Here is a 25,995-nt window from a genome sequence, read left to right as displayed (position 1 = left end):
GGCGAGGTCTCCTACTTGGCTATCTTGATCAGCTTGCAGTAATAGAAGCCGTCATGGCCGTCGGGCTGCGGCAGGAGCTGGCGACCATGGGGCTGGGCAAGGCCCCAGGTAGCGGGGATGTCCAGTTCGCGGGCGCCGGGGGTGCGGGCGAGAAAGGCGGCGAGGTTGCTGCTGTTTTCTTCCGGTAGCACCGAACAGGTGGCATAGACCAGGATGCCGCCCACCTCCAGCGTCGGCCAGAGGGCGTCCAGCAATTCGCCCTGCAGCTGCACCAGGGGCGCTATGTCGCTGGCCTGGCGGGTCAGCTTGATGTCCGGATGGCGGCGGATCACCCCGGTAGCGCTGCAGGGGGCGTCCAGCAGGATGCGCTGGAAGGGCGTGCCGTCCCACCAGTCGGCCACGGCACGGCCATCGGCAGCCAGGGTGCGCGCGGTGAGGCCCAGACGCGCCAGATTCTGCTCGACCCGCTGCAGGCGGCCGGCATCGGCGTCCAGCGCCACCACCTCGGCCAGCCCCGACTCACGTTCCAGCAGATGGCAGGTCTTGCCTCCGGGCGCGGCGCAGGCGTCCAGCACCCGCTGGCCGGGCGCCAGCTCCAGCAGTTCGGCCGCCAGCTGCGCGGCTTCGTCCTGCACGCTCAAGCGACCCGCGGCAAAACCCGGCAAGGCGGTGACGTCCTGGGGCTGCAGCAGGCGGATGCCGTCGGCGCTGAAGGCGCAGGGCACGGCCTCGATACCGGCGGCGGCCAGCTCGGCCAGATAGGCATCGCGACTGCCCTGGCGGCGATTGACCCTGAGGATCAGCGGCGGGTGCAGGTTGTTGGCCGTGGCGATGGCCTCCCAGTGCTCGGGCCAGCGCGCCTTGAGGGCTTTCTGCAACCAGCGCGGATGGGCCAGGCGCGCCGCCGGGTCATGCTCCAGGGCCGGCAGCAGGCTGTCGTATTCACGCTGGGCGCGGCGCAGCACGGCGTTGAGCAGGCCCTTGGCCGAGGATTTCTTCAGCTTGTCGACGCAGCCCACCGTCTCGCCGATGGCGGCGTGGGCGGGGATGCGCGTGTGGAACAGCTGGTAGAGCCCGATCAGCAGCAGGGCTTCTAGATCGCGGTCGCCGGCCTTGAAGGGTTTATCCATGAGCTTTTCCGCCAGCAGCGACAGGCGCGGCTGCCAGCGGGCGGTGCCGAAGGCCAGATCCTGGGCCAGGGCGCGGTCACGCGGATCGACCTTGGCCAGTTGCTCGGGCAGGCTGCTGCCCAGGGAGGCGCGGCCGGCGAGGACCGCCGCCAGGGCGCGGGTAGCTGCCAGCCGCGGATTCATAGACCCAGCACCTGACCGGGGGCGAAGCGCTCACGACGGGCGTTGTAGAGATCGGCGAAGCCCAGCGGCTTGCCCCCGGGCAGCTGCAGCCGGGTCAGGCGCAGGGCGCCTTCGCCGCAGGCGACCAGCAGGCCGGAGCGATCGGCATCCAGCACCATGCCGGGAACGCCCTGCCCTGCGGCCAGCTCCGCGGCCCAGACCTTGAGGGGTTCGCCGGCCAGGGCGGTGTGGCACAGCGGCCAGGGATCGAAGGCGCGGATACGGCGCTCCAGTTCCACCGCCGGACGGCCCCAGTCCAGCCGGGCCTCGTCCTTGTTGAGCTTGTGCGCATAGGTGGCCAGGTCATCGTCCTGCACCTCGCCCGCCAGGCTGCCGTCGGCCAGACCCGGCAGCGCCTGGACCACGGCGGCGGCGCCCAGGCTGGCCAGGCGATCGTGCAGGCTGCCGCCGGTATCGCCGGCGGTCAGCGGTGTGCTCACCTTGCTCAGCATGGGACCGGTATCCAGACCGGCTTCCATGCGCATCACGGTGACCCCGGATTCGGCATCGCCGGCCTCCAGGGCGCGCTGGATGGGCGCCGCGCCGCGCCAGCGCGGCAGCAGCGAGGCATGGCTGTTGATGCAGCCCAGGCGCGGGATGTCGAGCACCGCCTGGGGCAGGATCAGGCCGTAGGCCACCACCACCAGCAGATCGGGTTCCAGCGCCGCCAGGGTGGCCTGGGCCGCGGGATCGCGCAGGGTCGGCGGCTGCTGCACGGGAATGCCGTGGCTCAGCGCCAGCTGCTTGACCGGACTCATGGCCAGTTTCTGGCCACGCCCGGCGGGGCGATCCGGCTGGGTATAGACGGCGGCGATGGGATAACCGGCATCGATCAGCGCCTGCAGGTGCACGGCGGCGAATTCCGGGGTTCCGGCGAAGACGAGGCGAAGGGATCTGGACATGGCGGACCTGGCGGAAAGGGCGAGCGGCGGACGCCGAAGACGCCGTCCGCCAGGGCGATCAGGCCTTGTGGCGCTGCTGCTTTTCGAGCTTCTTCTTGATGCGATCGCGCTTGAGCGGCGACAGGTAGTCGACGAACAGCTTGCCGTCGAGGTGATCGATCTCGTGCTGGATGCACACCGCCAGCAGGCCGTCGCATTCCAGCTCGAAGGGCTTGCCGTCGCGATCCAGGGCCTTGACCCGGACGCGCTCGGGGCGGCAGACCTTTTCGTAGAAGCCGGGAATCGACAGGCAGCCTTCCTGATACTCGCCCAGTTCCTGGGTGAGCGGCTCGGCCTCGGGATTGATGAAGACCAGCGGCTCGCTCTTGTCTTCGCTGACGTCGATCACCACCAGGCGGCGATGCACGTTGACCTGGGTGGCGGCCAGACCGATGCCGGGCGCTTCGTACATGGTCTCGAACATGTCGTCGATGGTCTGGCGCAGGGCGTCGTCCACCGTGTCGATGGGCTTGGCGACGGTGCGCAGGCGGGGATCGGGGAATTCGAGGATGTCTAGGATCGCCATGGCGTTGAGGGCACTTGTGGAATACAGTCAAGGGGCGCTGCTAAGATGCCGCAGCGTTGTTTCCACCCGGCTCGGGCTGGTCCCGAGTGGTGGATGACGTCGGTCGACGGGGATGAGCGCCTGCGCTGCCCGGTGCCGACAAAGGTGGCGATCAGGGCACGACTGGGGCGATTCCCCGACGTTTGCGTGAAGACGGTTCTTCAAGGCCAAGAGTGTAAAGGGATTCGACGCATGAGGAAATCTTTGTTCGCCCTGCTGCTGGTTGCAGGGGGCGCCCTGCAGTCGGCGTACGCAGCGGTCACCCTGCGTCAGGATCACCCGGAAAGCTACACCGTGGTTCGCGGCGACACCCTCTGGGACATCTCCGCCAGATTCCTCAGCAAACCCTGGGAATGGCCGGAGATCTGGCAGGCCAATCCGCAGATCAAGAATCCCCATCTCATCTATCCCGGCGACACCCTGGTGCTGAGCTATGTCGACGGTCAGCCGCGCCTGCAGCTCAACCGCGGCGCCTCCCGCGGTACGGTCAAGCTGTCGCCCACGGTGCGCAGCACGCCCATCGCCGAAGCCATCCCGGCCATTCCGCTGGAAGCGGTCAACAGCTTCCTCCTGCAGAATCGCGCCATCGATTCGGCCGAACAGTTCCAGGCGGCGCCCTATGTGGTGGCCGGCAACGCCGAGCGGGTGGTGAGCGGCGCCGGCGATCGCATCTATGTGCGCGGCAAGCTGCAGCCGGGGGTCTCGGCCTATGGCATCTACCGCCAGGGCAAGACCTATGTCGATCCCAAGACCGGTGCCTTCCTCGGCATCAACGGCGACTTCATCGGCAGCGCCGATCTGGTCGCCCAGGAGGGCGACATCGCCACCCTGCGCCTGACGCGCACCACCCAGGAAGTGCGCCTGGGCGACCGGCTGTTCCCCACCGAGGAGCGGCTGGTGAACTCCACCTTCATGCCCAGCGCCCCGGCCCGCGACATCAACGGCCTGATCCTTGATGTGCCGCGTGGCGTCACCCAGGTCGGCCAGTTCGATGTGGTGACCCTCAACAAGGGCGCTCGTGACGGCCTGGCCGAGGGCAACGTGCTGGCGGTCTACAAGACCGGCGAGACGGTGCGTGATCGCATCACCGGCGAGCTGGTGAAGATCCCCGACGAGCGCGCCGGCCTGCTGATGGTCTTTCGCACCTACGACAAGATCAGCTACGGCCTGGTCCTGACCGCCACCCGCCAGCTGGCGATCATGGACAAGGTGCGCAACCCCTAACCCCTCGCGGGTCGCCAGGACGGCGACCGGCCACCCTCAAGGATGACACCATGGCCAGCTTCTCCCCTGCCGAGCTGGACGCTCGGCTGCGCCTGCATGCACTCCCGGAGCTTGGCGCCGTGCGCCAGCGCCTGCTGCTGGACGCCTTTGGCAGCGCCAGCGCCGCCCTCAGTGCCCCGGCCTCCGCCTGGCGCGCCCTGCGCCTGCCGGCGGTGGCCGCGGAGGCCCGCCGCAGCCCCGCCACCCGCGAACGGGTCGACCAGGCCCTGGCCTGGCTGGACGGCCCCGAACGCCACCTGCTCTGCCTGGGCGACGAGCGCTATCCGGCGCTGCTCGCCGAGATCGCCGATCCACCCCCGCTGCTGTTCGTCGAAGGACGGATCGAGTTGCTCGAACGGCCGCAACTGGCCCTGGTCGGCAGTCGCCAGGCCAGCGCCCAGGGACTGGACAATGCCCGGCGCTTCGCCCACAGCCTGGCCGCGGCCGGCTTCTGCATCACCAGTGGCCTGGCGCTGGGCATCGATGGCGCGGCGCACCAGGGCGCCCTGGACGCCGGCGGCGGCACGGTCGCCGTGCTCGGCACCGGCCTGCGGCAGCTCTATCCGCGCCGGCACCTGGGGCTCGCCCGGCGCCTGCTGGCCGAGGGTGGCGCGCTGGTCTCGGAATTGCCGCTGGACTGCACGCCCCAGGCCGGCAACTTTCCACGGCGCAACCGGATCATCAGCGGTCTCAGCCTGGGTACCCTGGTGGTGGAGGCCAGTCCTTCCAGCGGTTCGCTGATCACCGCGCGACTGGCCGCCGAGCAGGGCCGCGAGGTGTTCGCCCTGCCCGGCTCCATCCATCATCCCGGGGCCCGCGGCTGTCACCAGCTGATCCGCGAGGGCGCGCAGCTGGTGGAAGGCGTGGAACACATCCTCGAAGCCCTGCAGGGCTGGCGCAGCCTGGCCCCGCTCGCTACCACCGCGGCGGTCGAGGAGCATCCCCTGTTGCGCCAGCTGGCCGCCGGACCGCTCAACAGCGAAGAACTGGCGCGGCTCTGCGAGCTGTCGCTGCCGGAGGTGCTGGTCCAGCTGACCGAACTGGAGCTGGAAGGCCGGATCGTGGCGCAGCAGGGCAGCTGGTGTCGCCTCGGCTAGCGGGGGATGACTGGCATCGGCGGCGCGCTCGGGTAGACTTCAGGGATTTGGCGGAGGCAAGGCGATGCACAACAGCTGGCGAGTGCGGCAGGCGGCGCGAATCGTGCGCGAGGGGGGCGTCCTGGCCTACCCCACCGAGGCCGTCTGGGGCCTGGGCTGCGATCCCTGGGATCAGGCCGCGGTCTATCGCCTGCTGATGCTCAAGCATCGGCCCATGGAAAAGGGTCTGATCCTGGTGGCCGACAACATCCGCCAGTTCGACTTCCTGCTGCACGATCTGCCGGAAGAGTCCCTGGCCAAGCTGGCCAGCACCTGGCCGGGGCCCAACACCTGGCTGGTGCCGCACCACAATCGCCTGCCCGGCTGGGTGACCGGCGCCCACGCCACCGTGGCATTGCGAGTCTCCGAGCATCCCCTGGTGGGCGAACTCTGCGCCCTGACCGGGCCGCTGATCTCCACCTCGGCCAATCCCGCCGGTCGCCCGGCCGCCCGCACGCGGTTGCGGGTTCAGCAATACTTTCCCAAGGGCCTCGACGGCATCCTCACGGGTGAACTGGGCGGGCGCAAGAATCCCAGCGTGATTCGCGATCTGGTGACCGGCAAGGTCTTCCGGCCCTAGGTCAGTCCAGCAGCTGGCGCAGCAATCGCGCCAGGGCATCGATCTGGAACGGCTTGGCCAGCGAGGGCTCGCCGTTCGGCGTCGGGCGCTCGGCGTGACCGCTGACGAACAGCACCGGCAGCTCCGGCCAGCGCTCGCGCAGGCGCCCTGCCAGCTCGGCGCCGTCGAGATCCGGCAGGCCGAGATCGGTGATCAGCAGGTCACAGGGCAGGTCGCCGTCGACCAGGGTGAGCGCCGCCGAGGCACTGGCCGCGGTGCGCACGCGATAGCCCAGCTCGGTGAGCATCTCGCGCAGCAGCAGCCGCACCGAGACATCGTCTTCCACCAGCAGCAGGCGTTCGCCCCGGCTCTGGGCGATGGCCGCCTGGGGCGTCGCGCTCGCCGCCGGCCGCTCGGGCTGGGCACAGGGCAGCCAGAGACTGACCCGGGTGCCACTGCCCAATTCGCTCTCCAGGGTCACGTGGCCACCGGACTGCTTGATGAAGCCATAGAGCATCGACAGGCCCAGGCCGGTGCCCTGGCCGATGGGCTTGGTGGTGAAGAAGGGATCGAAGGCGCGGTCCACCACCTCGGCGGGCATGCCGCTGCCGGTGTCGGCGATGGTCAGGCGCACATAGTCGCCCGGCGGCAGGTCGTGTTCGGCGGCCAGGTCGGTGAGGTGATCGAGGGCGGTTTCCAGGGTCAGCTGGCCGCCCTCGGGCATGGCGTCGCGGGCGTTGATCACCAGATTCAGCAGGGCGTTTTCCAGCTGGTTGGTGTCGGTGCGCGCCGGCGGTAGTTGCAGCGCGAGGCTGCTGCGCAGGCTGATGCGCTCGCCCAGGGTGCGCTGGAAGAGTTCTTCCAGGGACAGGATCAGGTCGTTGACGTCCACCGGCCGCGGGTCGAGGGTCTGCCGGCGCGCGAAGGCCAGCAGGCGATGGGTCAGGGCCGCGGCGCGGGTGGCGGATTGCTCGGCGGTGTCCAGGTAGCGCTGCAGGTTATCGTGGCGACCCTGGTCGAGGCGCCGGCGCAGCAACTCCAGGGAACCGCTGATACCGGTGAGCAGGTTGTTGAAGTCGTGGGCGATGCCACCGGTGAGATGGCCGATGGCTTCCATCTTCTGCGCCTGGCGCAGGGCGGCTTCGGCGTTCTGCAGGGCCAGGGCGGCATCGTGCTCGACGGTGACGTCGCGGCCGAAGACATAGATGCGTCCGTCGTGATCGGCGGTGGCCTTCCACATCATGTGGCGCCAGGCGCCGTCGCGAGTGCGCAGGCGCCCGGGCAGATCGCTGAGCACCTCGCCGTGGCGCAGGGCGGCCAGACGCGGAAACACCGGTGGATCGTCCGGATGCTCCAGCGAGGTCGGCGGCTGGTGGCGCAATTCTTCGTCGTCCCAGCCCAGGGTGCGGCCCCAGGCGGGATTGCGGCTGAGCCAGCGCTGTCCCTGGATGACGCCGAGCAGGTCGTCGGCCACGCGCCACATGCGGTCACGCTCGACGGTGCGCTCGTGGACCCGCTGTTCAAGCAATTCGGCCAGGCGTCGCAGGCGGTGCTCGGCCATGCGGATCTCGCTGACGTCGGTGTGCACGCCCACCCATTCGCAGACCACGCCGTTCTCCCGCACCGGCAGGGCGCGCACGCTGAAGGTGCGCCACTGGCCGTCGCGACAGCGCAGGCGGTGTTCGTCGTGGAAGTCCACCTGCTGCTGCACCGCCAGGCGCCAGCGACGCAGGGTGCGGGATGAGTCTTCGGGATGCAGGGCATCGGCCCAGCCGTCCTGCTGATACTGGGCATAGCTCTGCCCGGTCAGGGTGCTCCAGGCGAGTTGTTCGCCAAGCAGATGGCCCTGGGCATTGGTGGTCCAGACCACCCCCTGCACCGCCTCCACGGCATTGCGGAAGCGCTGGTTGGACAGGTGCAGCGCGGCTTCGGCCTGCTTGCGCTGGGTGAGATCGACCACCACCAGGCTTACCGACAGTTCCTGGCCGATTTCCGATTGCAGCGGCGAGCCATGCAGACTGACCCAGACCACCGAACCGTCGGGGCGCAGGAAACGCTGGTCCAGCTTGAAGCTGTCGCCGCGCTCGCGCAGGGTGTCGAGATGGCGCTCCAGGACGGCCCGATCCTCGGGATGGGTCTGGGCCTGCAGGGTCTGTTCCAGCACCCCCACCTCGTTGCGATCGAGCAATTCGCAATAGCGTCGATTGGCGAGCAGGATGCGCCCGCGGGCGTCGGTCTGGCAGATGCCGACCGCCGCCTGGTTGATCAGGCTGGCCAGGCGCGCGCTGTGTTCGCGCAGGGCGGTTTCCGCATCGACCCGCTGCTGGACGTCATCGAACAGGGTGACCGAGGCGATCACCTCGCCGGTGGCCGAGCGGACCGGTGCGCTGGATACTTCCAGCAGCCGGATGCTGCCGTCGGGTCGCCGATAGCGCATCAACTCGGGCGCCACTGCCTGGCCGCTGCGCAGCACCCGTACCGTGGGATAGTCGTCCACCGCATAGGGCTGACCATTGGCGTGCAGGGCGCCGATAGCGGCATAGCGCTCGTCCAGCGTCTCGCCGGCCGGACGCTTGCCGAGGAGGATGTCGACCCGGTCGTTGAGCATCACCGCTTCTTCGCTGCCGGCCTCGGTGATGGAGATGCCCAGGGGTGCCTGCTGCAGCACGCTGGCCAACAGGCCCTGTTCCAGCGACAGGCGCCGTTCGAGGTGTCGGGCCTGATCCTGGGTCTGCTGCCGCACCAGCAGGGCACCCAGCAGCAGGGCCAACTGATCCAGCAGCAGTCGGGTGTCCGCCTCGACGGCGCTGCCCAGCTGCAGATAGCCCAGGGGCTGAGTGGCCGGGCCGAATGGGATGAGCAACTGACCCGCCGGCGGACTGCCGGCCTCGGCCACGGACAGCAGCCGCGCCTGGGGATCGTCGGTCAGGTCGCGCAGGGCCTGGGTGGCGCACAGCCGCAGGGCGGCGAGATCCGTGGTGCCGCTGAGACGCCGTGACCATTCGCCGAGCGCCTGCAGGCGTTGCGGCAGGTCGCGCTCGGCGCTGCGCCGGGCGGCGAACCGGGCCCGGCTCGCCGGGGCCTGCCAGACGTGCAGCAGCCAGCCCACGGGGACATCCGCCCGGCGCAGCGGCACCAGGTGCAGGTCGAGGCGTACCAGGTGACCGTCGCGGTGGCGCAGGCCCTGGGTCTGGCAGCGTTCGAGGGCAGTCAGCCAGCCGTCGGCCGGCGGCTCGGGGAGCAGCAGGCCGACGATGGATTCACCGAGCCAGTCCTGCGCCGTCCAGCCCAGCAGCCGGGCGACGGCCGGGCACCACTGCCCGATCCGCCCGTCGGCGGTCAGGGTGATCAGCGCCGTGTCCGTGGCGGTGTCGAGCAGGCTGGCGAGGGGGCTGGAGATAGGCATGACAAGGGCAGCGATCCGGCCGATTCTTGAAAGAACGTCAAGGCCGTGACGACCTGACTGTCCGACATAGACCGGCGTTTACCCCCGTCGTGCCGCCTGGCTGCGGGAAACTTAATGGCCGTCACGATTTCCCGGCCAGGCGTGCGGGCGTTTTGCCTCAGGGCAGCAGGATGGTCGAGCCGCTGGTCTCACGACCCGACAGCGCCCGATGCGCCTCCTGCACCTCAGCCAGTGGATAGCGCCGACCGATGTCCACCTGGATGCGGCCATCGGTGATCAGCTCGAACAGCTGATCGGCCATGTCCTGCAGGGCCTCGGGCGAGGCGGCGTAGGTGGCCAGGGTCGGCCGGGTGACATAGAGCGAGCCTTTCTGCGAGAGGATCCCCAGGTTGACCCCGGTGACCGCGCCGGAGGCGTTGCCGAAGCTGACCATCAGGCCGCGGGGCGCCAGACAGTCCAGCGACATCTCCCAGGTGTCCTTGCCGACGCCGTCGTAGACCACCGGCACCTTGGCCCCGTCGGTCAATTCGCGGACCCGCGCCGGAACGTCTTCCTGGCGATAGTCGATCACCGCCCAGGCGCCCAGCGCCTTGGCCTTTTCCAGCTTTTCCGGCGAGCCGGCGGTACCGATCAGGCGCACGCCCAGGGCCTTGGCCCACTGGCAGGCCAGGGAGCCGACACCGCCGGCCGCGGCATGGAACAGCACGGTGTCGCCGGCCTGCAGCGGATAGGTCTGGCGCAGCAGGTACTGCACCGTCAGCCCCTTGAGCATGACCGCGGCGCCCTGCTCGAAGGACACCGCTTCCGGCAGGTGCACCAGATGCCGCTCGGGCAGCACATGGACCTCGGCATAGGCGCCCAGCGGGCCGGTGGCATAGGCCACGCGGTCGCCGGCCTTGAAGCGGGTGACCGCACTGCCGACCGCTTCCACTACCCCGGCGCCCTCGGTGCCCAGGCCGGAGGGCAGCGACGGCGGCGGATAGAGGCCGCTGCGGTAGTAGGTCTCGATGAAGTTGAGGCCGATGGCATGGTTGCGCACCTGCACCTCATCGGGGCCGGGCGCGGCGGGTTCGAAATCCACAAGTTCGAGTACTTCGGGACCACCGGTGCGACTGAACTGGATGCGCTGGGCCATGCTTGAGTATCTCCTGGTTGGAGCCCTTGGCCGGGCTCTCTTGGGGTGAGCCTTCATCCAAGCCGCAACCGCGGGCCGCGTCAACCGGTCGGATACGGGTGTTATGCTCTCCGCCCTCCCCGCCTGTTGTGGAAATCCTTGCGATGAATCCCTCCCTGGAGGCCGTCAAGGCCTATCTGCTCGATCTGCAGGAGCGCGTCTGCGCCGCACTGGAAGCCGAGGATGGCGCCGCCGCTTTCGTCGAAGACGCCTGGACCCGGCCGACCGGCGGTGGTGGCCGCACCCGGGTGATCGCCGAGGGCGCCCTGCTGGAAAAGGGCGGCGTGAATTTCTCCCATGTGCATGGCGACAGCCTGCCGCCCTCGGCCAGCGCCCATCGCCCGGAACTGGCCGGGCGCAGCTTCGAGGCCATGGGCGTCTCCCTGGTGATGCACCCGCGCAATCCCCATATCCCCACCGCCCATGCCAATGTGCGCTTCTTCCTGGCCGAAAAGCCCGGCGAGGCGCCGGTCTGGTGGTTCGGCGGCGGTCTCGACCTCACCCCCTACTACGGCAACGAGGCCGATTGCGTGCACTGGCACCAGGTCTGTCATGACGCCTGCGCGCCCTTCGGCGCCGACGTCTATCCGCGCTACAAGGCCTGGTGCGACCGCTATTTCCACCTCAAGCACCGTGGCGAGCCGCGCGGCATCGGCGGCCTGTTCTTCGATGACCTGAACGACTGGGACTTCGACACCTGCTTCGCCTTCCAGCGCGCCATCGGCGATGCCTTCGTCGACGCCTACCTGCCCATCGTCCAGCGTCGCCGGCACCAGCCGTACAGCGAGGCCGAGCGGGAATTCCAGGCCTATCGCCGCGGCCGCTACGTGGAATTCAACCTGGTCTATGACCGCGGTACCCTATTCGGCCTGCAATCCGGCGGGCGCACCGAGTCCATCCTCATGTCGCTGCCGCCCGAGGTGCGCTGGGGCTATGACTGGAAACCCGTGCCCGGCTCGCCGGAAGCGCGCCTGACCGACTTCTTTCTCACCGACCGCGACTGGCTCGCGCTCGCCTCGACGCCCGCAGGATAGACCCATGGATCGCTACGCCGTCTTCGGCAATCCCATCGCCCACAGCAAGTCGCCGCTGATCCACAGCCTGTTCGCCGACCAGACCGGCCAGCGCCTGCACTACGGGACGCTGCTGGCGCCGCTGGACGGCTTCAGCGAAAGCGCCCGCAGCTTCTTCCAGAGCGGCCTGGGCGCCAATGTCACGGTGCCCTTCAAGGAAGAGGCCTACCAGCTGTGCGATGAACTCACCCCGCGTGCGCGCCGCGCCGGGGCGGTGAACACCCTCAAGCGCCAGGCCAACGGTCGCCTGCTCGGCGACAACACCGACGGCGCCGGGCTGGTGCGGGATCTCACGGTCAACGCCGGTCTGCAGCTGGCCGGTCAGCGCGTCCTGGTGCTGGGCGCCGGCGGCGCCGTACGCGGCGTGCTGGAGCCCTTGCTGGCCTGCAATCCCGGGCAACTGGTACTGGCCAATCGCACCGAACTCAAGGCGGTGCAACTGGCGCGGGAATTCGCCGAACTGGGGACGATCGAGGTGGCGGCTTTCTCCACCCTGAGAGCGCCCTTCGACGTCATCATCAACGGCACCTCGGCCAGTCTCGGGGGCGGTCGCCCACCGCTGTCGGAAGCGGTGATCGGCCCGCAGACGGTGACCTACGACATGATGTACGGCAAGGACCTCACCCCCTTCAACCGCTGGGCCCTGGACGAGGGTGCCTTCCACACCCTGGACGGCCTGGGAATGCTGGTGGAACAGGCCGCCGAGGCCTTCGAACTCTGGCGCGGCGTGCGCCCCGACAGCGCGCCGGTGCTGGCGGACTTAAGGCGGCAGCTGGGGTGAGGGGCAAGGCGTGGCTTGTTGGGCGAGGGCCATACTGGACATGCCAAGGCCGCCGTTGCTAGGGGCTCAAATCGCGGCCATGGGCCGCTCCTACGGGATATATAACCGCTGTAGGAGCGGCCCATGGCCGCGATGAGACAGCACAGCAGCGCACGCAGTTAGGAGCAGCCGTATCGGCGGACAGCCATGGCCGCGATTGAGAGTCTTGCTGTGTGGGGTATGGCGAAGCCCGACGGACAGACGTCAGCCCAATACCTGAGGTTGAACGCCGCGGGATACAGGAGACACCGGCCAAGCTTGGGCTATACCGAAGCCGATTTCGAAGACCAGGAACCCCGCCAGCAAGGGACTGGCGCCCTGGTACAGCGCCCAGGCCTGCCAGAGGGCGAACAGGCCCCTGGCGACGGAATCGTAGCGTCCCAGCAGCAGCGAAGGCTTGGCCAGGCGCAGCACGGCCCAGACGCACACCAGAGAGCCAAGCAGATTGCCCAGCAGCAGGGCTTCCGGCGGGAATGCCGCCAGGGGCGCCAGGCCCAATGCCTGGCCGAGCTCGTCGAGCTGTCGTAGCAGCCAGGCGAGACTCCAGGGGGTGGCGAAGGGCGCGGTGACCAGCAGATCATAGAGGGCGCTGGCACGGACCAGTCGCAGATAGGGCGCAAGCTTCCACATGGACGGACTTCCTTGAACGAGAGGAAGTCCAGTGTCGACCCTGGAGCAAGGTCCAGGGTCAAGGAGAACGGATGCGGATCGGCACCCTCGCCCAGGCCACCGGCCTGAGTCGCGACACCCTGAGATTCTACGAGCGCCAGGGACTGCTCCAGGCGCGGCGGCGGGCCAACGGCTATCGCGACTATCCGCCCGAAGCCGTGGAGTGGCTGGGCTATATCCGCATCGCCCAGCGACTGGGTTTCAGCCTGCAGGAAATCGCTGCGAACCTTGAGGACGTCGAGCGCGCCGCCGATCCGGATGCCTATCTGCAAGAACTGCTGCGCGACAAGCTCAGGGTCATAGAGGCGCGCATCGACGAATTGCAGGCGTTGCGTGGGGTGCTGTATTCGCGCTTGGGTGAAGCCTGTCCGCTACTGGGGTAGCCGAGCGTTGGGCTTCGCTGCGCTCAAGCCAACCTACCAACTGGAGATGGCCGCCTGCTCTGACAGCCCCCTCTCCCCTTGGGAAAGGGTTGGGTGAGGGCGTACCCGCGCAATGAAGTCACCCGTGGAAAAGGCTGCGCCGTTTTCCACGCTACGGTGCTATTGCGCCAGGTGCCGTTCCTACGGGCTGGGTATAACGGCTGATCGTAATCGGGCCGGAGATGCTGGAGATGGCCGCCTGCTCTGATAGCCCCCTCTCCCCTTGGGAGAGGATTGGGGTGAGGGCGCGCTGCACGCCACGAAGGCACCTGTGGAAAAGGCTGCGCCGTTTTCCACGCTACGGTGCTATTGCGCCAGGTGCCGTTCCTACGGGCTGGGTATAACGGCTGATCGTAATCGGGCCGGAGATGCTGGAGATGGCCGCCTGCTCTGATAGCCCCCTCTCCCCTTGGGAGAGGATTGGGGTGAGGGCGCGCTGCACGCCACGAAGGCACCTGTGGAAAAGGCTGCGCCGTTTTCCACGCTACGGTGCTGCGCTCAACCCAACCCGACCAGTTATCGCAACGCTTACGCCCCCTCCTCCCCATACCCCTCGGCCAGGTGCTGGTCCTTGAGCTTCACGTAGTTGCCGGCGCTGTAGGTGAAGAAGGCGCGTTCCTTTTCCTCCAGCGGTCGCACCTGCTTGACCGGGCGACCGACGTAGAGATGGCCGCCTTCCAGCCGCTTGCCCGGCGGGACCAGGCTGCCGGCGCCGATCACCACGTCATCCTCCACCACCGCGCCGTCCATGACGATGCTGCCCATGCCCACCAGCACCCGGTCGCCGATCGTGCAGCCGTGCAGGGTCACCTGATGGCCGACGGTGACGTCGTTGCCGATCAGCAGGGGATAGCCGTCCGGGTTGAAGGGGCCGGCGTGGGTGATGTGCAGCACGCTGCCGTCCTGGATACTGGTGCGGGCGCCGATGCGGATGAGGTGCATGTCGCCACGGATCACCGTCAACGGCCAGATCGAGCTGTCTGCACCGAGGGTCACGTCGCCGATCACCACCGCGGTGGCGTCGACGAAGGCGCGTTCGCCCAGTTGCGGGGTCTTACCCTGGAAGGTCCTTATGGTCACGATAGATACCTTTTCTCGTCGGAAGGGTCTTGAGACCTATTAGGATGGGCTCCATATATAACTGTCAAAGCCATCGCCCCGAGGGGAACGCCGTGAGCGCCAGCAATCCGCTGCTTCAGTCCCATGACCTGCCGCCCTTTTCCGCCATCAAGCCCGAGCACGTCGAGCCGGCCATCGACACCATCCTGGCCGAGAACCGTGCCGCCCTGGCCAAGCTGCTGGAGACCCAGAAGGAACACCCCACCTGGGCCGGCCTGGTGCTGGCGATGGACGAGCTGAACGATCGGCTGGGCCAGGCCTGGAGCCCCATCGGCCACCTCAACGCCGTATGCAACAGCGCCGAGTTGCGCGCCGCCTACGAGGCCTGCCTGCCCAAGCTGTCGGCCTATTCCACCGAGATCGGTCAGAACAAGGACCTCTTCCAGGCCTATAGCCGCCTGGCCGAGAGCGAGGAAGCCAAGGGCTTCGACGTTGGTCAGAAGACCACCCTGGAACACGCCCTGCGCGACTTCCGCCTGTCCGGCATCGACCTGCCGCCAGCCGAGCAGCAGCGCTATGCCGCCATCCAGGCGCGCAAGTCCGAGCTGGGCAGCAAGTTCTCCAACCAGCTGCTCGACGCGACGCAGGCCTGGACCAAGCACCTCACCGACGAAGCCGCCCTCGCCGGCCTGCCCGAGTCGGCCAAGGCTCAGCTGCAGGCCGCCGCCCAGGCCAAGGAGCTGGACGGCTGGCTGGTGACCCTGGAATTCCCCAGCTACTACGCGGTGATGACCTACGCCGACGACCGCGCCCTGCGTGAAGAGGTCTACGCCGCCTATGCCACCCGCGCCTCCGAGCAGGGTCCCAACGCCGGCCAGTTCGACAACGGCCCGGTGATGGAGGAATTGCTCGACCTGCGCCAGGAACTGGCGCGCCTGCTGGGCTACGCCAACTACGCCGAGCTGTCGCTGGCCACCAAGATGGCCGAGAGCAGCGACCAGGTGCTGGGCTTCCTGCGCGACCTCGCCGTGCGCTCCAAGCCCTTCGCCCAGCGCGACCTGGAAGAACTGCGCGCCTTCGCCGCCGAACAGGGCGTGCAGGACCTGCAGAGCTGGGACACCGGCTACTTCGCCGAGAAGCTGCGGCAGCAGCGCTATTCGCTGTCCCAGGAAGAGGTCCGTGCCTGGTTCCCGGTGGACAAGGTGCTGTCCGGCCTGTTCGCCACGGTGCAGAAGCTCTATGGCATCGAGATCGCCGAGTTGCGCGACTTCGAGAAGTGGCATCCGGACGTGCGCCTGTTCGAGATCAAGGAAAACGGCACCTCCATCGGCCGCTTCTATTTCGATCTCTATGCCCGCGCCAACAAGCGTGGCGGCGCCTGGATGGACGGCGCCCGTGACAAGCGCCGCGATGCCCAGGGTCGGCTGATCGATCCGGTGGCCTACCTGGTCTGCAACTTCACCCCTGCCAGCCCCGGCAAGCCGGCGCTGCTGACCCATGACGAGGTGACCACCCTCTTCCACGAATTCGGCCATGGCCTGCACCACCTGCTGACCCGCGTCGAGCATGCCAGCGTCTCCGGCATCAACGGCGTGGCCTGGGATGCGGTGGAGCTGCCCAGCCAGTTCATGGAGAACTGGTGCTGGGAGCCCGAAGGCCTGGCGCTGATCTCCGGTCACTACGAGACCGGCGAGCCGCTGCCCCAGGAGCTGCTGGACAAGATGCTGGCGGCCAAGAACTTCCAGTCCGGCCTGATGATGCTGCGCCAGCTGGAATTCTCGCTGTTCGACTTCGAGCTGCACGCCAGCCACGGCGACGGTCGCAGCGTGCGCGAGGTGCTGGAAGGCATCCGCGACGAGATCTCGGTGGTGCGTCCGCCGGCCTACAACCGCTTCCCCAACAGCTTCGCGCACATCTTTGCCGGTGGTTATGCGGCGGGTTACTACAGCTACAAGTGGGCCGAGGTGCTGTCCGCCGATGCCTTCGCCAAGTTCGAGGAAGAAGGCGTCTTCAACCCCGAAACCGGGCGGGCCTTCCGCGAAGCCATCCTGGCCCGCGGCGGCTCCCAGGCCCCCATGGTGCTGTTCGTCGACTTCCGCGGTCGCGAGCCCAGCATCGACGCCCTGCTCCGCCATTCCGGGCTGAGCGAGGAGGCGGCGTGAGCGAGCCGATCCGCAAGAGGTTCATCGCCGGGGCGGTCTGCCCGGCGTGCCAGGCGCAGGACACCCTGAAGATGTGGACCCAGGAGGGCACGCCTCATCGCGAGTGCGTCTCCTGCGGCTACAGCGACACCCTGGACGAGCGCGGCAATTCGGTCCCCAAGGAATTGCCGACGCGAGTCAATATCAGTGCGCTCAAGCCCAAGAAGCCCGATCCCAAGGTGCAGGCCGTGCAGTTCTTTCCCAATCCCAAGCTGAAGAAGCCGGATTAGGCAGCGGTGACCTTCGACAAGACCGCGCCCGGGATCACCCGGGCGCGGTCTTGTTGTTTTTGGGTCGAGTGAAATCGATCCGTATAGGGCTTCTGTAGCGATGAAAACAGGCTTCAGCGCAGGGGGTCCCAAGCTTTATCCACAAAAAGCGGATTCGATAGCCAGCCGATCATCTTTTTAATCCATTGATACTAAAGGCTTTTTATTTCGCCCTTGGCTGAGATTAGGGATTTCTCACGAAGTTATACCGATTTTATCCCCGATTTATCCACAGGCTGCGCGTCCGTGAATGACCCGGGAGTCTTTTTCCGTGATCGGACTCCAAGGGGATAACCGACACCCTCGTCCCCCATGAGGAAAGCCCTCCATGCGTACCCTCCTCGCTGCTGCAGCCTTCTGTCTGACCGGTAACCTGGCCCTGGCCGCGCCGCCGGATCACGAACCTGGCGGGCCCAAGGGGCCGCACGGGCCGGGCTGGCAGGAACAGGGTGATCCCAAGGGCCAGGGAAATGGTCCCAAGGCGCATGATCAGGGTCGTCCGGGTGCCGGACCGGCCGCCGGCGGGCCGCCCGATCTGGGACCGGCGCGGGAGCGCATCAAGGCGCTGCGAGGGCAGATCGGCCGTGGGGGTGATCTGCCGCCAGGTCTGCGTCTGGAGCGTGGGCGTCCTCTGCCAGCCGGCTACGGCCGCCCCCTGCCCCCGGGCATCGCCCGCCAGTTGCCTGACTATCCCGGCTACGAATGGCGGCGCCTGGGTACCGACATGGTGCTGGTCGCCGTGGGCACCGGGCTCGTCTACGCCATCCTGCAGGGCGTGCTGGACTAGTCCGGGCAATTCTTTTGTCGGCAGCCCGCGGGCACCGCCGAGTTCACCGCAGGCTCTGGCACGGGCTCCCGGGGCCGGCCGCTCGGGCGTGGGCCGCCGGTGCGCCGGCGCAGGCGATAAATGGCGAAATCCCTCTGGCACAGTGCCAGCCCGGATTTCAGTAGAATAGCCGCCGCGCGCGGCCGCCTCCGCCTCCAGACGGTAGGGAAACCGGGCCGCTTCGCATCGGTCTCAACGCCCATCGCTCGCCAAGGATTTCCCATGAGAGCTCTGCCCCGTCTGCTGCCGCTGGCCCTGTTCGCCCTGCTCGTGGGGCACAATGCCCCGGCCCGCGCCGAACCCGGTCTGTTCAATCTGCTGGTCGGCAGCTACACCGCGGGTAGCAGCCAGGGGTTGTATGTCTATCGCTTCAACAGTCGCAATGGTCAGATCGATGGCCCGCTGCGCATCGTCAAGGCGTCCAATCCCTCGTTTCTGACCCTGTCTCGCGATGGCCGGACCCTGTTCGCCGTCAACGAGAATGGCCGGGGCTCTAGCGGCGACAGCATTGGCCGGGTCACCTCCTATCGCTTCGAACCGGGCAATGGCCGCCTGCAGCAGGTCAGCCAGGTCAAGAGCCTGGGCGACGAGCCGACCCATTCCAGCCTCAGCACCGACGGCAAGTTCCTGTTCGTGGCCAACTACTCCAGCCTGCCGGAAGGCTCTCTGGCGGTGCTGCCGATCCAGGACGGCGGCGTGCTCAGTCCGGTGGCGCAGATCGAATTCCACCAGCCCAGCGAACAGCACCCGCGCCAGCAGTCGAGCCATGTGCACGCGGCGGTGACCACCCCGGACGGCCGCTTCGTCTTCGCCCCGGATCTGGGCGCCGACAAGGTCTTCGTCTATCGCTATCTGCCGCAGCAGCCGGAGCGGCCGCTGGTGGCCGCCGAGACGCCCTTCGTGCCGGTGCCGGAAGGCAGCGGGCCGCGTCACCTGGTGTTCAGCGCCGATGGCCGCTACGCCTACCTGACCCTGGAACTGGCCGGGCAGGTGATGGCCTTCGCCCACCAGGACGGCATGCTGCGGCAGTTGCAGAGCTACAGCCTGACGCCCCAGGAATTCACCGGCGAGCGGGATGCCGGCGCCCTGCACCTGTCCGGTGACGGGCGTTTCCTCTACGTCGCCAGTCGCGGCACCGACAACCAGCTGGCGGTATTCGCGGTGAATCCCGACGGCACCCTGACCTTTGTCGAGCGCCATCCGGTCAACGGCCTGTCGCCACGGGAATTCGCCATCGATCCGTCCGGGCGCTTCCTGCTGGTGGCCAACCAGAAATCCAATCAGCTCAAGGTCTTCGCCCGGGATCCCGACAGTGGCAAGCTCGGCGACGAACTCCAGAGCCTGGACGTTGGCGCGCCAGCCGACCTCAAATTCGTCGCGGTACCCTGATGACCCACTTCGATCGTCTGCACCACGTGGCGCTGATCTGCGCCGACTACCAACGCTCCCGGCACTTCTACACCGAGATCCTCGGGCTGCCGGTGATCGCCGAGACCTATCGCGAGGCCCGGCGTTCCTGGAAGCTGGATCTGGCGGTGGGCGCGCATGCCCAGCTGGAGCTGTTTTCCTTTCCCGATGCGCCGCCGCGGCCCTCGCGCCCGGAAGCCCAGGGCCTGCGTCACCTGGCGTTTGCCGTGGCCGACCTGGACGCCACCGTCGTCCACCTGCAGGGCCATGGCGTGGTCACCGAGCCGATCCGCACCGACGAACTGACCGGCAAGAGATTCACCTTCTTTGCCGATCCGGACGATCTGCCGCTGGAAGTCTACGAGCGCTAGCGCGCCGCTCAGGTCGCCAGCCGCGCGCCGGCCAGGGACTCGCGCGGCAGTTCCAGTTCTTCCAACAGCCAGTCGAGAAAGCGCTGCACCAGTCGCTGGCGCCGCTTGCGCTCGGGCAGGATGGCGTAATAGCCATAGCGCGAGGTGGCCAGCCCGGCGAAGGGGCGACAGAGCAGCTCCTGCTGCAGCAGATCGTCCACCAGGTGGCGCCAGCCGATCGCCAGGCCCTGGCCGGCGATGGCCGCCTGGATCACCAGGGTGTAGTTGTCGAAGCTCAGCACCGCACCGGACGGCGCCGCGGGCAGGGGTGCCAGGTCCAGCGCCGGCAACAGCGTCTTCCAGTCATACCAGCGGCTGTTGGGCGCCGCCTTGAGGTGCAGCAACGGCCACTGACCCAGCTCCAGGACGGGTAGCGGCGGCTGCCGACCCTGGAGCAGCCGCGGACTGCACACCGGAAAAACCTCTTCGCGAAACAGTGGCCAGGCTTCGCCATGCTTGAAGCGGCCGTCGCCAAAGCCCAGGGTGATGTCGATCTCCGGACCGGGCAGGGGCACCCTGTCGCTGGTCACCAGGCTGACGTCCAGCTCCGGATGGCGGGCATGGAAACGTGGCAGGCGCGGCAACAGCCAGTAGGCGGCAAAGGCGAAATCGGTGGCCACCTGCAGCACCTCGTGGGCGGGGCGGGCGGTGACCAGCCGCACCCCCTCGTCCAGGGTGGCGAGACCGGCCTCGACGTATTCCTGCAGCAGCCGTCCGGCTTCGGTGAGCAGGATGCCGCGATGGACGCGATCGAACAGCCGCACCTGCAACTGGGCTTCCAGGCGCTTGATCTGCTGGCTGATGGCCGGCTGGGTGGTCCCCAGTTCGCCCGCCGCCGCGGTAAAGCTCAGGCGGCGCGCCACCACCTCGAAGGTGCGCAGGCTGTCCAGCGCCAGGGCAGGGCGGTCGGCAGGGGCGGCGTCCAAGAGTATGTTTCCATGGCGACGAGTCATAAGCCCAGCTTATCCGAAACATCATCCCCAGTGGCCTTCACGCAGATTTTTCAGCATTGGATGATGGGCCACCCATAAGCAACCCTGATCCTAGCGGAGGCGCTCTTGTCCAAGCCGATGAACATCCTCTTTCTCATGGCCGACCAGATGGCGGCGCCCATCCTGCCGCTGTACGACGCCGCCTCGCCGATCAAGCTGCCGAACCTGCAACGCCTGGCCGAACAGGCCGTGGTGTTCGACTCTGCCTACTGCAACAGTCCGCTGTGCGCACCCTCGCGCTTCACCCTGGTGAGCGGCCAGCTGCCGTCGAAGATCGGCGCCTACGACAACGCCGCCGATTTCGCCGCCGACATTCCCACCTATGCCCACCACCTGCGCCGCCTCGGCTATCGCACGGCGCTGTCGGGCAAGATGCACTTTTGCGGACCGGATCAGCTGCACGGCTACGAAGAGCGCCTGACCAGCGACATCTATCCCGCCGACTATGGCTGGGCGGTGAACTGGGACGCGGCGGACGAGCGCCCGAGCTGGTACCACAACATGTCCTCGGTGCTGCAGGCCGGGCCCTGCGTGCGCACCAACCAGCTGGATTTCGACGAAGAGGTGGTCTTCAAGGCGCGCCAGTACCTCTACGATCACGTGCGTCGCGGCGATGACCAGCCGTTCTGCCTGACCGTGTCCCTGACCCATCCGCACGATCCCTACACCATCCCCCGCGAATTCTGGGACCTGTACGACGAGGTCGACATCCCGCTGCCGCAAGGCGCCATCCCCCAGGCCGAGCAGGATCCCCACAGCCAGCGCCTGCTCAAGGTGATCGACCTCTGGGACAAGCCGCTGCCCGAGGCCAAGATCCGCGACGCCCGCCAGGCCTACTACGGTGCCTGCAGCTACGTCGACGCCCAGGTCGGCCATCTGCTCAAGACGCTGGAGGAATGCGGTCTGGCCGACGACACCGTGATCGTCTTTTCCGGCGACCACGGCGACATGCTCGGTGAGCGCGGACTCTGGTACAAGATGCACTGGTTCGAGATGGCCGCGCGGGTCCCGCTGCTGATCCATGCGCCCGGTCGCTTCGCCCCGGCGCGGGTGCAGGCCTCGGTGTCGACCCTGGACCTGCTGCCGACCTTCGTCGAGCTGGCCGGCGGCCAGCTGCCGGACGAGCTGCCGCTGGATGGTCGCTCGCTGCTGCCGCACCTGGAAGGCCGGACCGGGCACGACGAGGTGATCGGCGAATACCTGGCCGAGGGTACCGTCAGCCCGCTGCTGATGATCCGCCGCGGCGCCTACAAGTACATCCACTGCGAACTGGATCCGCCGCTGCTGTTCGATCTGCAGAACGATCCGCTGGAGCGCGAGAATCTGGCCGCCAGCGCCGACTACGCCGAGTTGCTCGCCAGCTTCCAGGCCGAGGTCCGCCAGCGCTGGGACCTGCCGCGCCTGCACGCCGAGGTGCTGGCCAGCCAGCGGCGGCGGCGCTTCGTCGCGGCGGCCCTGGAGCAGGGCGAGCGGACCAGCTGGGATCACCAGCCCTTCGTCGATGCCAGCCAGCAGTACATGCGCAATCACATCGACCTCGACGACCTGGAGCGTCGCGCCCGCTACCCTCAACCCTGAACCGCTAACAGGAGCACGGCCATGAAACACGGAATCATCGCTACCTTGACGCTGGCCCTGGTCAGCCTGTCGGCCCAGGCCGAGGACCAGGCCTGCGCAACGGTTCGCCTGGCCGATCCGGGCTGGAGCGACATCGCCGCCACCAACGCCCTCACCGGCGCGATCCTGGGTGCGCTGGGCTACACCGGCAAGGTCGAGACCCTGGCGGTGCCGATCATCTACGGCGGCATGCGCAACGGGCAGGTGGATGCCTTCCTCGGCAACTGGATGCCGGCGCAGCAGGCGCACTATGATCAGTTCGTGAAGACCGGGCAGGTCACCGAGCTGGCGCAGAATCTGGTCGGGACCGAATTCACCCTGGCGGTGCCCACCTATGTCTGGGAAGGCGGGGTGAAGAGCTTCGACGATCTGGCCAAGCATGCCGACCAGTTCGGCAAGAAGATCTACGGCATCGGCGCCGGCGCGCCGGCCAACCAGTCGCTGCAGAAGATCATCCAGGACAACGAGTTCGGTCTGGGTGGCTGGCAACTGGTGGAGTCCAGCGAGCAGGCCATGCTGTCCCAGGTCGGGCGCGCGGTGAAGCGCGACAAGTGGGTGGTCTTTCTCGGCTGGACCCCGCACCCCATGAACGTCGACTACCCCATCAAGTACCTGACCGGCGGCGACAAGTACTTCGGCACCGCGGGCACGGTCAACACCCTGACGCGCAAGGGCTACGCCGAGCAGTGCCCCAATCCGGCCCGCCTGCTGAGCAACATGAAATTCACCCTGGACATGGAAAACGCCGTCATGAGCGCCGCGCGGGACAAGGGCGGCAGCTACGACACCGCCGCCAAGGCCTGGCTCAAGGCCCATCCCCAGGTGCTCGAGCCCTGGCTGCAGGGCGTCACCACCCGCGATGGCCAGCCGGGCTTGCCGGCGGTACAGAAAGCCCTGTGAACGCTACGGCCTGAGGGCTACCTGAGACCGAGCCGCCGCGCCAGGCGCGCGAGGTTGGCGCGGTCCAGGCCCAGGGCGGCGGCGGCCAGGGTCCAGTTCTGGCCGTGCTGTTCCAGCGCCAGGGTGATGGTCTGGCGCTGGAAGGCGTCCGTGGCCTCGCGCAGGGAGGCAGAGGGCAGGGCGGCATCCTCCTCGGGCAGGGGCGCGGTGCCCGGTGGCAGGCCGAGCTGATCGCTGTCCAGGGTCAGGATGCCGCCGCGTTCCTCGCTGCCGGCATGGGCCTTGAGCGCCGCCCGGCTGATGAGGTGGGAGAGTTCGCGCACATTGCCCGGCCAGTCGTAGGCCAGCAGGGTGCGCTGCGCCGCGGGCGTCAGCCGGAGGCCACGCAGGCCCAGGCGGGCACGATTCTGCTCCAGGTAGAAACCGGCCAGCAGCAGGACGTCGCGGCCGCGCTCACGCATGGCCGGTACGGCCAGCGGATAGACGCTCAGGCGATGGTAGAGGTCGGCGCGAAAGCGCCCGGCGCGCACGCACTCGGCCAGGTCGCGATTGGTGGCGGCGATGATGCGCACGTCCACCTTGAGATCGCGATCCGAGCCCAGCCGCTGCAACTGGCCACTCTGCAGCACCCGCAGCAGCTTGGCCTGCACCGTCAGCGGCAATTCGCCGACCTCGTCGAGAAACAGGGTGCCGCCGTCGGCCAGCTCGAAGCGCCCGCGGCGGTCGCTCACCGCGCCGGAAAAGGCCCCGCGCACATGGCCAAAGAGTTCGCTTTCCACCAGGGCCTCGGGCAGGGCCGCGCAGTTGAGGCTGATCAGCGGCCGCTGCTGGCGCAGGGAGCGCGCGTGCACGGCTTCGGCCACCAGCTCCTTGCCGACGCCGGTCTCGCCGGTGATGAGCACCGTCAGGTCGCTGGCCGCCACGGTCTCGATCTCCTGCCGCAGGCGCAGGCTGGCCGGACTCTGGCCGATGAGTTCACGGGGTCGCTGGTGCCCCACCGACTGCTGATAGGCCACGGTCAGCTCGTGCTCGCTGACGATGCGCGCGGAGAGCTGACCGATGCGCTCGGCGGCGGCCACGGTGGCGGCCGCCAGCCCGGCGAAGGCGGCGAGGATGGTGAGATCCTCGGACTGGGCATTCTGCGCCTGCAGCGAATCCAGGGTCAGCAGGCCCCAGAGCTGGTCCTGCACATAGAGCGGACAGCCCAGGCAGTCGTGGACCTCCAGATGCCCCTGCACGCCTTCCACCAGGCCATCGTAGGGATCGGGCAGGTCGCAATCGACGGCGAAGCGGGTCGGCGCGCGACTTGCCAGCAGCAGCGCCAGGCGCGGGTGCTCGCCGACCTTGAAGCGGCGGCCCAGGGTATCGGCCGCGAGACCCCTTACCGCCAAGGGCACCAGGACATCGCCATCCAGGCGCAACAGGGCCACCGCATCGAAGGGCAGGACCTTGCGCAGGGCATCGAGCAGGCTGGCGTAGCGCTGCTGATCGGGCAGGTCGCGGGCCAGATCCGCCACCAGGGGCACCATGGCTTCGAGCAGGGTGGTACGGGTCAATTTGACCTCGGCGAGTCATAGGGACCTGGTCATTATGACAAGCTCCCTGGATAAAAGCCTGATCTGGCGCAGTTTTTTGGTTGGCACGACTCGTGATACGGCCAGGGCAGTCCTGTTTGGAGATCCCTGCCATGCTGTCATCTGACCAAAAGGCCATCATCAAGGCCACCGTCCCCCTGCTGGAAACCGGCGGGGAAATCCTGACCCGGCATTTCTACGACAGATTGCTCGGCGACAACCCCGAGATCCGCCCGCTGTTCAACGGTGCCCACCAGGCCAGCGGTGCCCAGGCCCGGGCGCTGGCGCGCGCGGTGCTGATGTACGCCCGCTACATCGATCGCCTGGATACCCTGGGGCCGCTGGTGGAGCAGATCGTCAACAAGCACGTCTCGCTGCAGGTGCAGCCGGATCACTATCCGCTGGTGGGCATCGCCCTGCTGCAGAGCATCCGCGAGGTGCTGGGCGCCGAGGTGGCCACCGATGCGGTGATCGACGCCTGGGCCGCCGCCTATGGCCAGCTGGCCAATCTGCTGATTGGTGCCGAGGAGCAGCGCTACGCCGCCCAGGCCGAGGCGCCCGGTGGCTGGCGTGGCGGGCGGGCGTTCCGCATCGCGCGGATCGAGCCGGAAAGCGAAGAGATCAGCTCCTTCTACCTTGAGCCGGTGGACGGTCTGCCAACCAGCATCGCCCAGCCCGGCCAGTACCTGGGGCTTAGCCTGACGCTGGACGGGGTCGAATACCGCCGCAACTACTCGATCTCGGCCGCCAGCGAAGGCCGAGGCTATCGCATCAGCGTCAAGCATCAGCCGGGTGGGGTGGTCTCGCGCTACCTGCATACCGACGCCCATGAGGGCACCGTGCTGCAGGTCTTCGCACCGGCCGGCGAATTCGTCCTGCAGGAATCGACCAAGCCGCTGCTGCTGATCGCCGGTGGCGTCGGCATCACGCCGCTGCTGCCCATGGTGTCGGCGGCGCTGCCGAGCGGGCGGCCGATCCAGCTGATCCACTGCACCCGCCATGTCGGGGTCCAGGCCTTCGGGCACTGGCTGGAAGAGCAGGCCGCCCACCATCCGCAACTGCAGCTGTATTTCTGCTACAGCGAGCCGGTGGCGGAAGAGGCCTATGCCTCGCGCCTGGATCGGGCGCGCCTGCAGCGTTGGCTGCCCAAGGATCGCGACCTGGACGTCTATCTTCTCGGCCCGCAGCCGTTCATGGCCCAGGTGCGCCGTGATCTGCTGGAGCTGGGCGTGCCGGAAAAGCAGATCCGCCACGAGTTCTTCGGACCCGCCACCGACCTCTGAAAAAAAGACGCCCACTGCCGTTGGGCAGTGGGTGTCTCTTCGCGAGAATCCAGGCGCCACCTGTGGGTAGCGCCCTG

At 67.9% G+C, this 25,995-nt stretch carries 23 protein-coding genes; 14 read left to right on the top strand and 9 right to left on the bottom strand.

The window, feature by feature from the left end; all coding sequences use genetic code 11:
• Nucleotides 1-11 precede the first annotated feature (11 nt).
• The 3 genes from rsmB to def are packed head-to-tail and all read right to left on the bottom strand — an operon-like array spanning nt 12 to nt 2,819.
• Nucleotides 12-1,313, bottom strand: coding sequence for a 16S rRNA (cytosine(967)-C(5))-methyltransferase RsmB (rsmB, locus tag DBY63_RS08040; RefSeq protein ID WP_108582203.1), 1,302 nt, complete (start codon nt 1,311-1,313; stop codon nt 12-14).
• Nucleotides 1,310-2,254, bottom strand: a complete 945-nt coding sequence (fmt, locus tag DBY63_RS08035) for a methionyl-tRNA formyltransferase (protein ID WP_108582202.1) — start codon at nt 2,252-2,254, stop codon at nt 1,310-1,312. Before fmt ends, rsmB begins: the two co-directional genes overlap by 4 nt.
• Nucleotides 2,255-2,312: 58 nt before the next feature.
• Nucleotides 2,313-2,819: a peptide deformylase gene (def, locus tag DBY63_RS08030; RefSeq protein ID WP_007160149.1), complete on the bottom strand. Its 507-nt coding sequence runs from the start codon at nt 2,817-2,819 to the stop codon at nt 2,313-2,315.
• Between the two features lie 231 nt (nt 2,820-3,050).
• Here def and DBY63_RS08025 point away from each other — a divergent pair, with 231 nt between their 5' ends.
• The 3 genes from DBY63_RS08025 to DBY63_RS08015 all read left to right on the top strand — a co-directional run bounded on the left by DBY63_RS08025 (nt 3,051) and on the right by DBY63_RS08015 (nt 5,837).
• Entirely contained in the window at nt 3,051-4,082 is a 1,032-nt protein-coding gene (locus DBY63_RS08025) for a LysM peptidoglycan-binding domain-containing protein (RefSeq protein WP_044341237.1), read from the top strand.
• 50 nt (nt 4,083-4,132) lie between these two features.
• Nucleotides 4,133-5,218: a DNA-processing protein DprA gene (gene dprA, locus DBY63_RS08020; RefSeq protein ID WP_108582201.1), complete on the top strand. Its 1,086-nt coding sequence runs from the start codon at nt 4,133-4,135 to the stop codon at nt 5,216-5,218.
• Nucleotides 5,219-5,282: 64 nt separating this feature from the next.
• The gene (locus DBY63_RS08015) at nt 5,283-5,837 is read left to right on the top strand and encodes a Sua5/YciO/YrdC/YwlC family protein (RefSeq protein ID WP_027600512.1); all 555 of its coding nucleotides are present in this window, start codon (nt 5,283-5,285) and stop codon (nt 5,835-5,837) included.
• A 1-nt stretch (nt 5,838) separates the two neighbouring features.
• Here the strand turns inward: DBY63_RS08015 and DBY63_RS08010 are convergent, their stop codons facing one another.
• Entirely contained in the window at nt 5,839-9,222 is a 3,384-nt protein-coding gene (locus DBY63_RS08010; RefSeq protein WP_108582200.1) for a PAS domain S-box protein, read from the bottom strand.
• A gap of 157 nt (nt 9,223-9,379) precedes the next feature.
• Nucleotides 9,380-10,357 (bottom strand): NADPH:quinone reductase, encoded by a 978-nt coding sequence (locus DBY63_RS08005; protein WP_027598738.1) that lies wholly within the window; start codon nt 10,355-10,357, stop codon nt 9,380-9,382.
• Nucleotides 10,358-10,500: 143 nt separating this feature from the next.
• On the opposite strand from DBY63_RS08005, the gene hemF reads away from it, so the two are divergent.
• On the top strand, nt 10,501-11,430 hold the full coding sequence (hemF, locus tag DBY63_RS08000; RefSeq protein WP_108582199.1) for an oxygen-dependent coproporphyrinogen oxidase: 930 nt from the start codon (nt 10,501-10,503) through the stop codon (nt 11,428-11,430).
• A 4-nt stretch (nt 11,431-11,434) separates the two neighbouring features.
• On the top strand, nt 11,435-12,250 hold the full coding sequence (gene aroE / locus DBY63_RS07995; RefSeq protein ID WP_108582198.1) for a shikimate dehydrogenase: 816 nt from the start codon (nt 11,435-11,437) through the stop codon (nt 12,248-12,250).
• Nucleotides 12,251-12,493: 243 nt separating this feature from the next.
• Here aroE and DBY63_RS07990 read toward each other — a convergent pair whose 3' ends face one another.
• Nucleotides 12,494-12,919: a hypothetical protein gene (locus tag DBY63_RS07990; protein WP_108582197.1), complete on the bottom strand. Its 426-nt coding sequence runs from the start codon at nt 12,917-12,919 to the stop codon at nt 12,494-12,496.
• 71 nt (nt 12,920-12,990) lie between these two features.
• Here DBY63_RS07990 and DBY63_RS07985 point away from each other — a divergent pair, with 71 nt between their 5' ends.
• Complete coding sequence (locus DBY63_RS07985) at nt 12,991-13,341, top strand: MerR family transcriptional regulator (RefSeq protein ID WP_108582196.1); 351 nt, start codon at nt 12,991-12,993, stop codon at nt 13,339-13,341.
• A gap of 567 nt (nt 13,342-13,908) precedes the next feature.
• On the opposite strand, the gene DBY63_RS07980 is transcribed toward DBY63_RS07985, so the two are convergent.
• On the bottom strand, nt 13,909-14,460 hold the full coding sequence (locus DBY63_RS07980; protein WP_027598743.1) for a gamma carbonic anhydrase family protein: 552 nt from the start codon (nt 14,458-14,460) through the stop codon (nt 13,909-13,911).
• 44 nt (nt 14,461-14,504) lie between these two features.
• Between DBY63_RS07980 and prlC the strand changes: the two genes are divergently transcribed.
• From prlC to DBY63_RS07955, 5 genes are all read left to right on the top strand, one after another.
• A complete protein-coding gene (gene prlC / locus DBY63_RS07975; RefSeq protein WP_108582730.1) occupies nt 14,505-16,601 on the top strand; it encodes an oligopeptidase A in 2,097 nt (698 codons plus the stop codon).
• Nucleotides 16,598-16,870 carry a YheV family putative zinc ribbon protein gene (locus tag DBY63_RS07970; RefSeq protein WP_027598745.1) on the top strand — a complete coding sequence of 91 codons (273 nt, stop codon included), beginning with the start codon at nt 16,598-16,600 and terminating at the stop codon, nt 16,868-16,870. The genes prlC and DBY63_RS07970 overlap by 4 nt, the downstream gene beginning before the upstream one ends.
• 367 nt (nt 16,871-17,237) lie before the next feature.
• Nucleotides 17,238-17,696 carry an anti-virulence regulator CigR family protein gene (locus DBY63_RS07965; RefSeq protein WP_108582731.1) on the top strand — a complete coding sequence of 153 codons (459 nt, stop codon included), beginning with the start codon at nt 17,238-17,240 and terminating at the stop codon, nt 17,694-17,696.
• Between the two features lie 261 nt (nt 17,697-17,957).
• Entirely contained in the window at nt 17,958-19,124 is a 1,167-nt protein-coding gene (locus DBY63_RS07960) for a lactonase family protein (RefSeq protein ID WP_027600520.1), read from the top strand.
• Nucleotides 19,124-19,513, top strand: coding sequence for a VOC family protein (locus DBY63_RS07955; RefSeq protein ID WP_077171242.1), 390 nt, complete (start codon nt 19,124-19,126; stop codon nt 19,511-19,513). Before DBY63_RS07960 ends, DBY63_RS07955 begins: the two co-directional genes overlap by 1 nt.
• Nucleotides 19,514-19,521: 8 nt before the next feature.
• Here the strand turns inward: DBY63_RS07955 and DBY63_RS07950 are convergent, their stop codons facing one another.
• Nucleotides 19,522-20,505, bottom strand: coding sequence for a LysR substrate-binding domain-containing protein (locus DBY63_RS07950; protein ID WP_074583316.1), 984 nt, complete (start codon nt 20,503-20,505; stop codon nt 19,522-19,524).
• 117 nt (nt 20,506-20,622) lie between these two features.
• Here DBY63_RS07950 and betC point away from each other — a divergent pair, with 117 nt between their 5' ends.
• Together betC and DBY63_RS07940 are read left to right on the top strand one after the other, a co-directional pair.
• Nucleotides 20,623-22,122 carry a choline-sulfatase gene (gene betC / locus DBY63_RS07945; protein ID WP_108582773.1) on the top strand — a complete coding sequence of 500 codons (1,500 nt, stop codon included), beginning with the start codon at nt 20,623-20,625 and terminating at the stop codon, nt 22,120-22,122.
• A 21-nt stretch (nt 22,123-22,143) separates the two neighbouring features.
• The gene (locus DBY63_RS07940; protein ID WP_108582732.1) at nt 22,144-23,061 is read left to right on the top strand and encodes a choline ABC transporter substrate-binding protein; all 918 of its coding nucleotides are present in this window, start codon (nt 22,144-22,146) and stop codon (nt 23,059-23,061) included.
• 17 nt (nt 23,062-23,078) lie between these two features.
• Here the strand turns inward: DBY63_RS07940 and norR are convergent, their stop codons facing one another.
• Entirely contained in the window at nt 23,079-24,617 is a 1,539-nt protein-coding gene (gene norR, locus DBY63_RS07935; protein WP_108582733.1) for a nitric oxide reductase transcriptional regulator NorR, read from the bottom strand.
• A 131-nt stretch (nt 24,618-24,748) separates the two neighbouring features.
• On the opposite strand from norR, the gene hmpA reads away from it, so the two are divergent.
• A complete protein-coding gene (gene hmpA, locus DBY63_RS07930) occupies nt 24,749-25,918 on the top strand; it encodes an NO-inducible flavohemoprotein (protein ID WP_108582734.1) in 1,170 nt (389 codons plus the stop codon).
• Nucleotides 25,919-25,995 lie beyond the last annotated feature (77 nt).

The organism is Pseudomonas sp. RIT411, assembly GCF_003057735.2.
Lineage (GTDB): Bacteria > Pseudomonadota > Gammaproteobacteria > Pseudomonadales > Pseudomonadaceae > Chryseomonas > Chryseomonas oryzihabitans.
The sequence above is the reverse complement of the archived record's forward strand: the minus strand, read 5'-3'. Positions and strand labels throughout refer to the sequence as shown.

What these genes read in the sequence shown, in the direction of transcription:
- DBY63_RS07985 (WP_108582196.1), top strand. Translation starts at nt 12,991, where the DNA reads ATGCGGATCGGCACCCTCGCCCAGGCCACCGGCCTGAGTCGCGACACC.
- DBY63_RS08005 (WP_027598738.1), bottom strand. Translation starts at nt 10,357, where the DNA reads ATGGCCCAGCGCATCCAGTTCAGTCGCACCGGTGGTCCCGAAGTACTC.
- aroE (WP_108582198.1), top strand. Translation starts at nt 11,435, where the DNA reads ATGGATCGCTACGCCGTCTTCGGCAATCCCATCGCCCACAGCAAGTCG.
- hemF (WP_108582199.1), top strand. Translation starts at nt 10,501, where the DNA reads ATGAATCCCTCCCTGGAGGCCGTCAAGGCCTATCTGCTCGATCTGCAG.
- DBY63_RS07955 (WP_077171242.1), top strand. Translation starts at nt 19,124, where the DNA reads ATGACCCACTTCGATCGTCTGCACCACGTGGCGCTGATCTGCGCCGAC.
- rsmB (WP_108582203.1), bottom strand. Translation starts at nt 1,313, where the DNA reads ATGAATCCGCGGCTGGCAGCTACCCGCGCCCTGGCGGCGGTCCTCGCC.
- DBY63_RS07940 (WP_108582732.1), top strand. Translation starts at nt 22,144, where the DNA reads ATGAAACACGGAATCATCGCTACCTTGACGCTGGCCCTGGTCAGCCTG.
- betC (WP_108582773.1), top strand. Translation starts at nt 20,623, where the DNA reads ATGAACATCCTCTTTCTCATGGCCGACCAGATGGCGGCGCCCATCCTG.
- def (WP_007160149.1), bottom strand. Translation starts at nt 2,819, where the DNA reads ATGGCGATCCTAGACATCCTCGAATTCCCCGATCCCCGCCTGCGCACC.
- DBY63_RS07960 (WP_027600520.1), top strand. Translation starts at nt 17,958, where the DNA reads ATGAGAGCTCTGCCCCGTCTGCTGCCGCTGGCCCTGTTCGCCCTGCTC.
- DBY63_RS07965 (WP_108582731.1), top strand. Translation starts at nt 17,238, where the DNA reads ATGCGTACCCTCCTCGCTGCTGCAGCCTTCTGTCTGACCGGTAACCTG.
- hmpA (WP_108582734.1), top strand. Translation starts at nt 24,749, where the DNA reads ATGCTGTCATCTGACCAAAAGGCCATCATCAAGGCCACCGTCCCCCTG.
- DBY63_RS08025 (WP_044341237.1), top strand. Translation starts at nt 3,051, where the DNA reads ATGAGGAAATCTTTGTTCGCCCTGCTGCTGGTTGCAGGGGGCGCCCTG.
- DBY63_RS07990 (WP_108582197.1), bottom strand. Translation starts at nt 12,919, where the DNA reads ATGTGGAAGCTTGCGCCCTATCTGCGACTGGTCCGTGCCAGCGCCCTC.
- fmt (WP_108582202.1), bottom strand. Translation starts at nt 2,254, where the DNA reads ATGTCCAGATCCCTTCGCCTCGTCTTCGCCGGAACCCCGGAATTCGCC.
- prlC (WP_108582730.1), top strand. Translation starts at nt 14,505, where the DNA reads ATGGGCTCCATATATAACTGTCAAAGCCATCGCCCCGAGGGGAACGCC.
- DBY63_RS08010 (WP_108582200.1), bottom strand. Translation starts at nt 9,222, where the DNA reads ATGCCTATCTCCAGCCCCCTCGCCAGCCTGCTCGACACCGCCACGGAC.
- DBY63_RS08015 (WP_027600512.1), top strand. Translation starts at nt 5,283, where the DNA reads ATGCACAACAGCTGGCGAGTGCGGCAGGCGGCGCGAATCGTGCGCGAG.
- dprA (WP_108582201.1), top strand. Translation starts at nt 4,133, where the DNA reads ATGGCCAGCTTCTCCCCTGCCGAGCTGGACGCTCGGCTGCGCCTGCAT.
- DBY63_RS07950 (WP_074583316.1), bottom strand. Translation starts at nt 20,505, where the DNA reads ATGACTCGTCGCCATGGAAACATACTCTTGGACGCCGCCCCTGCCGAC.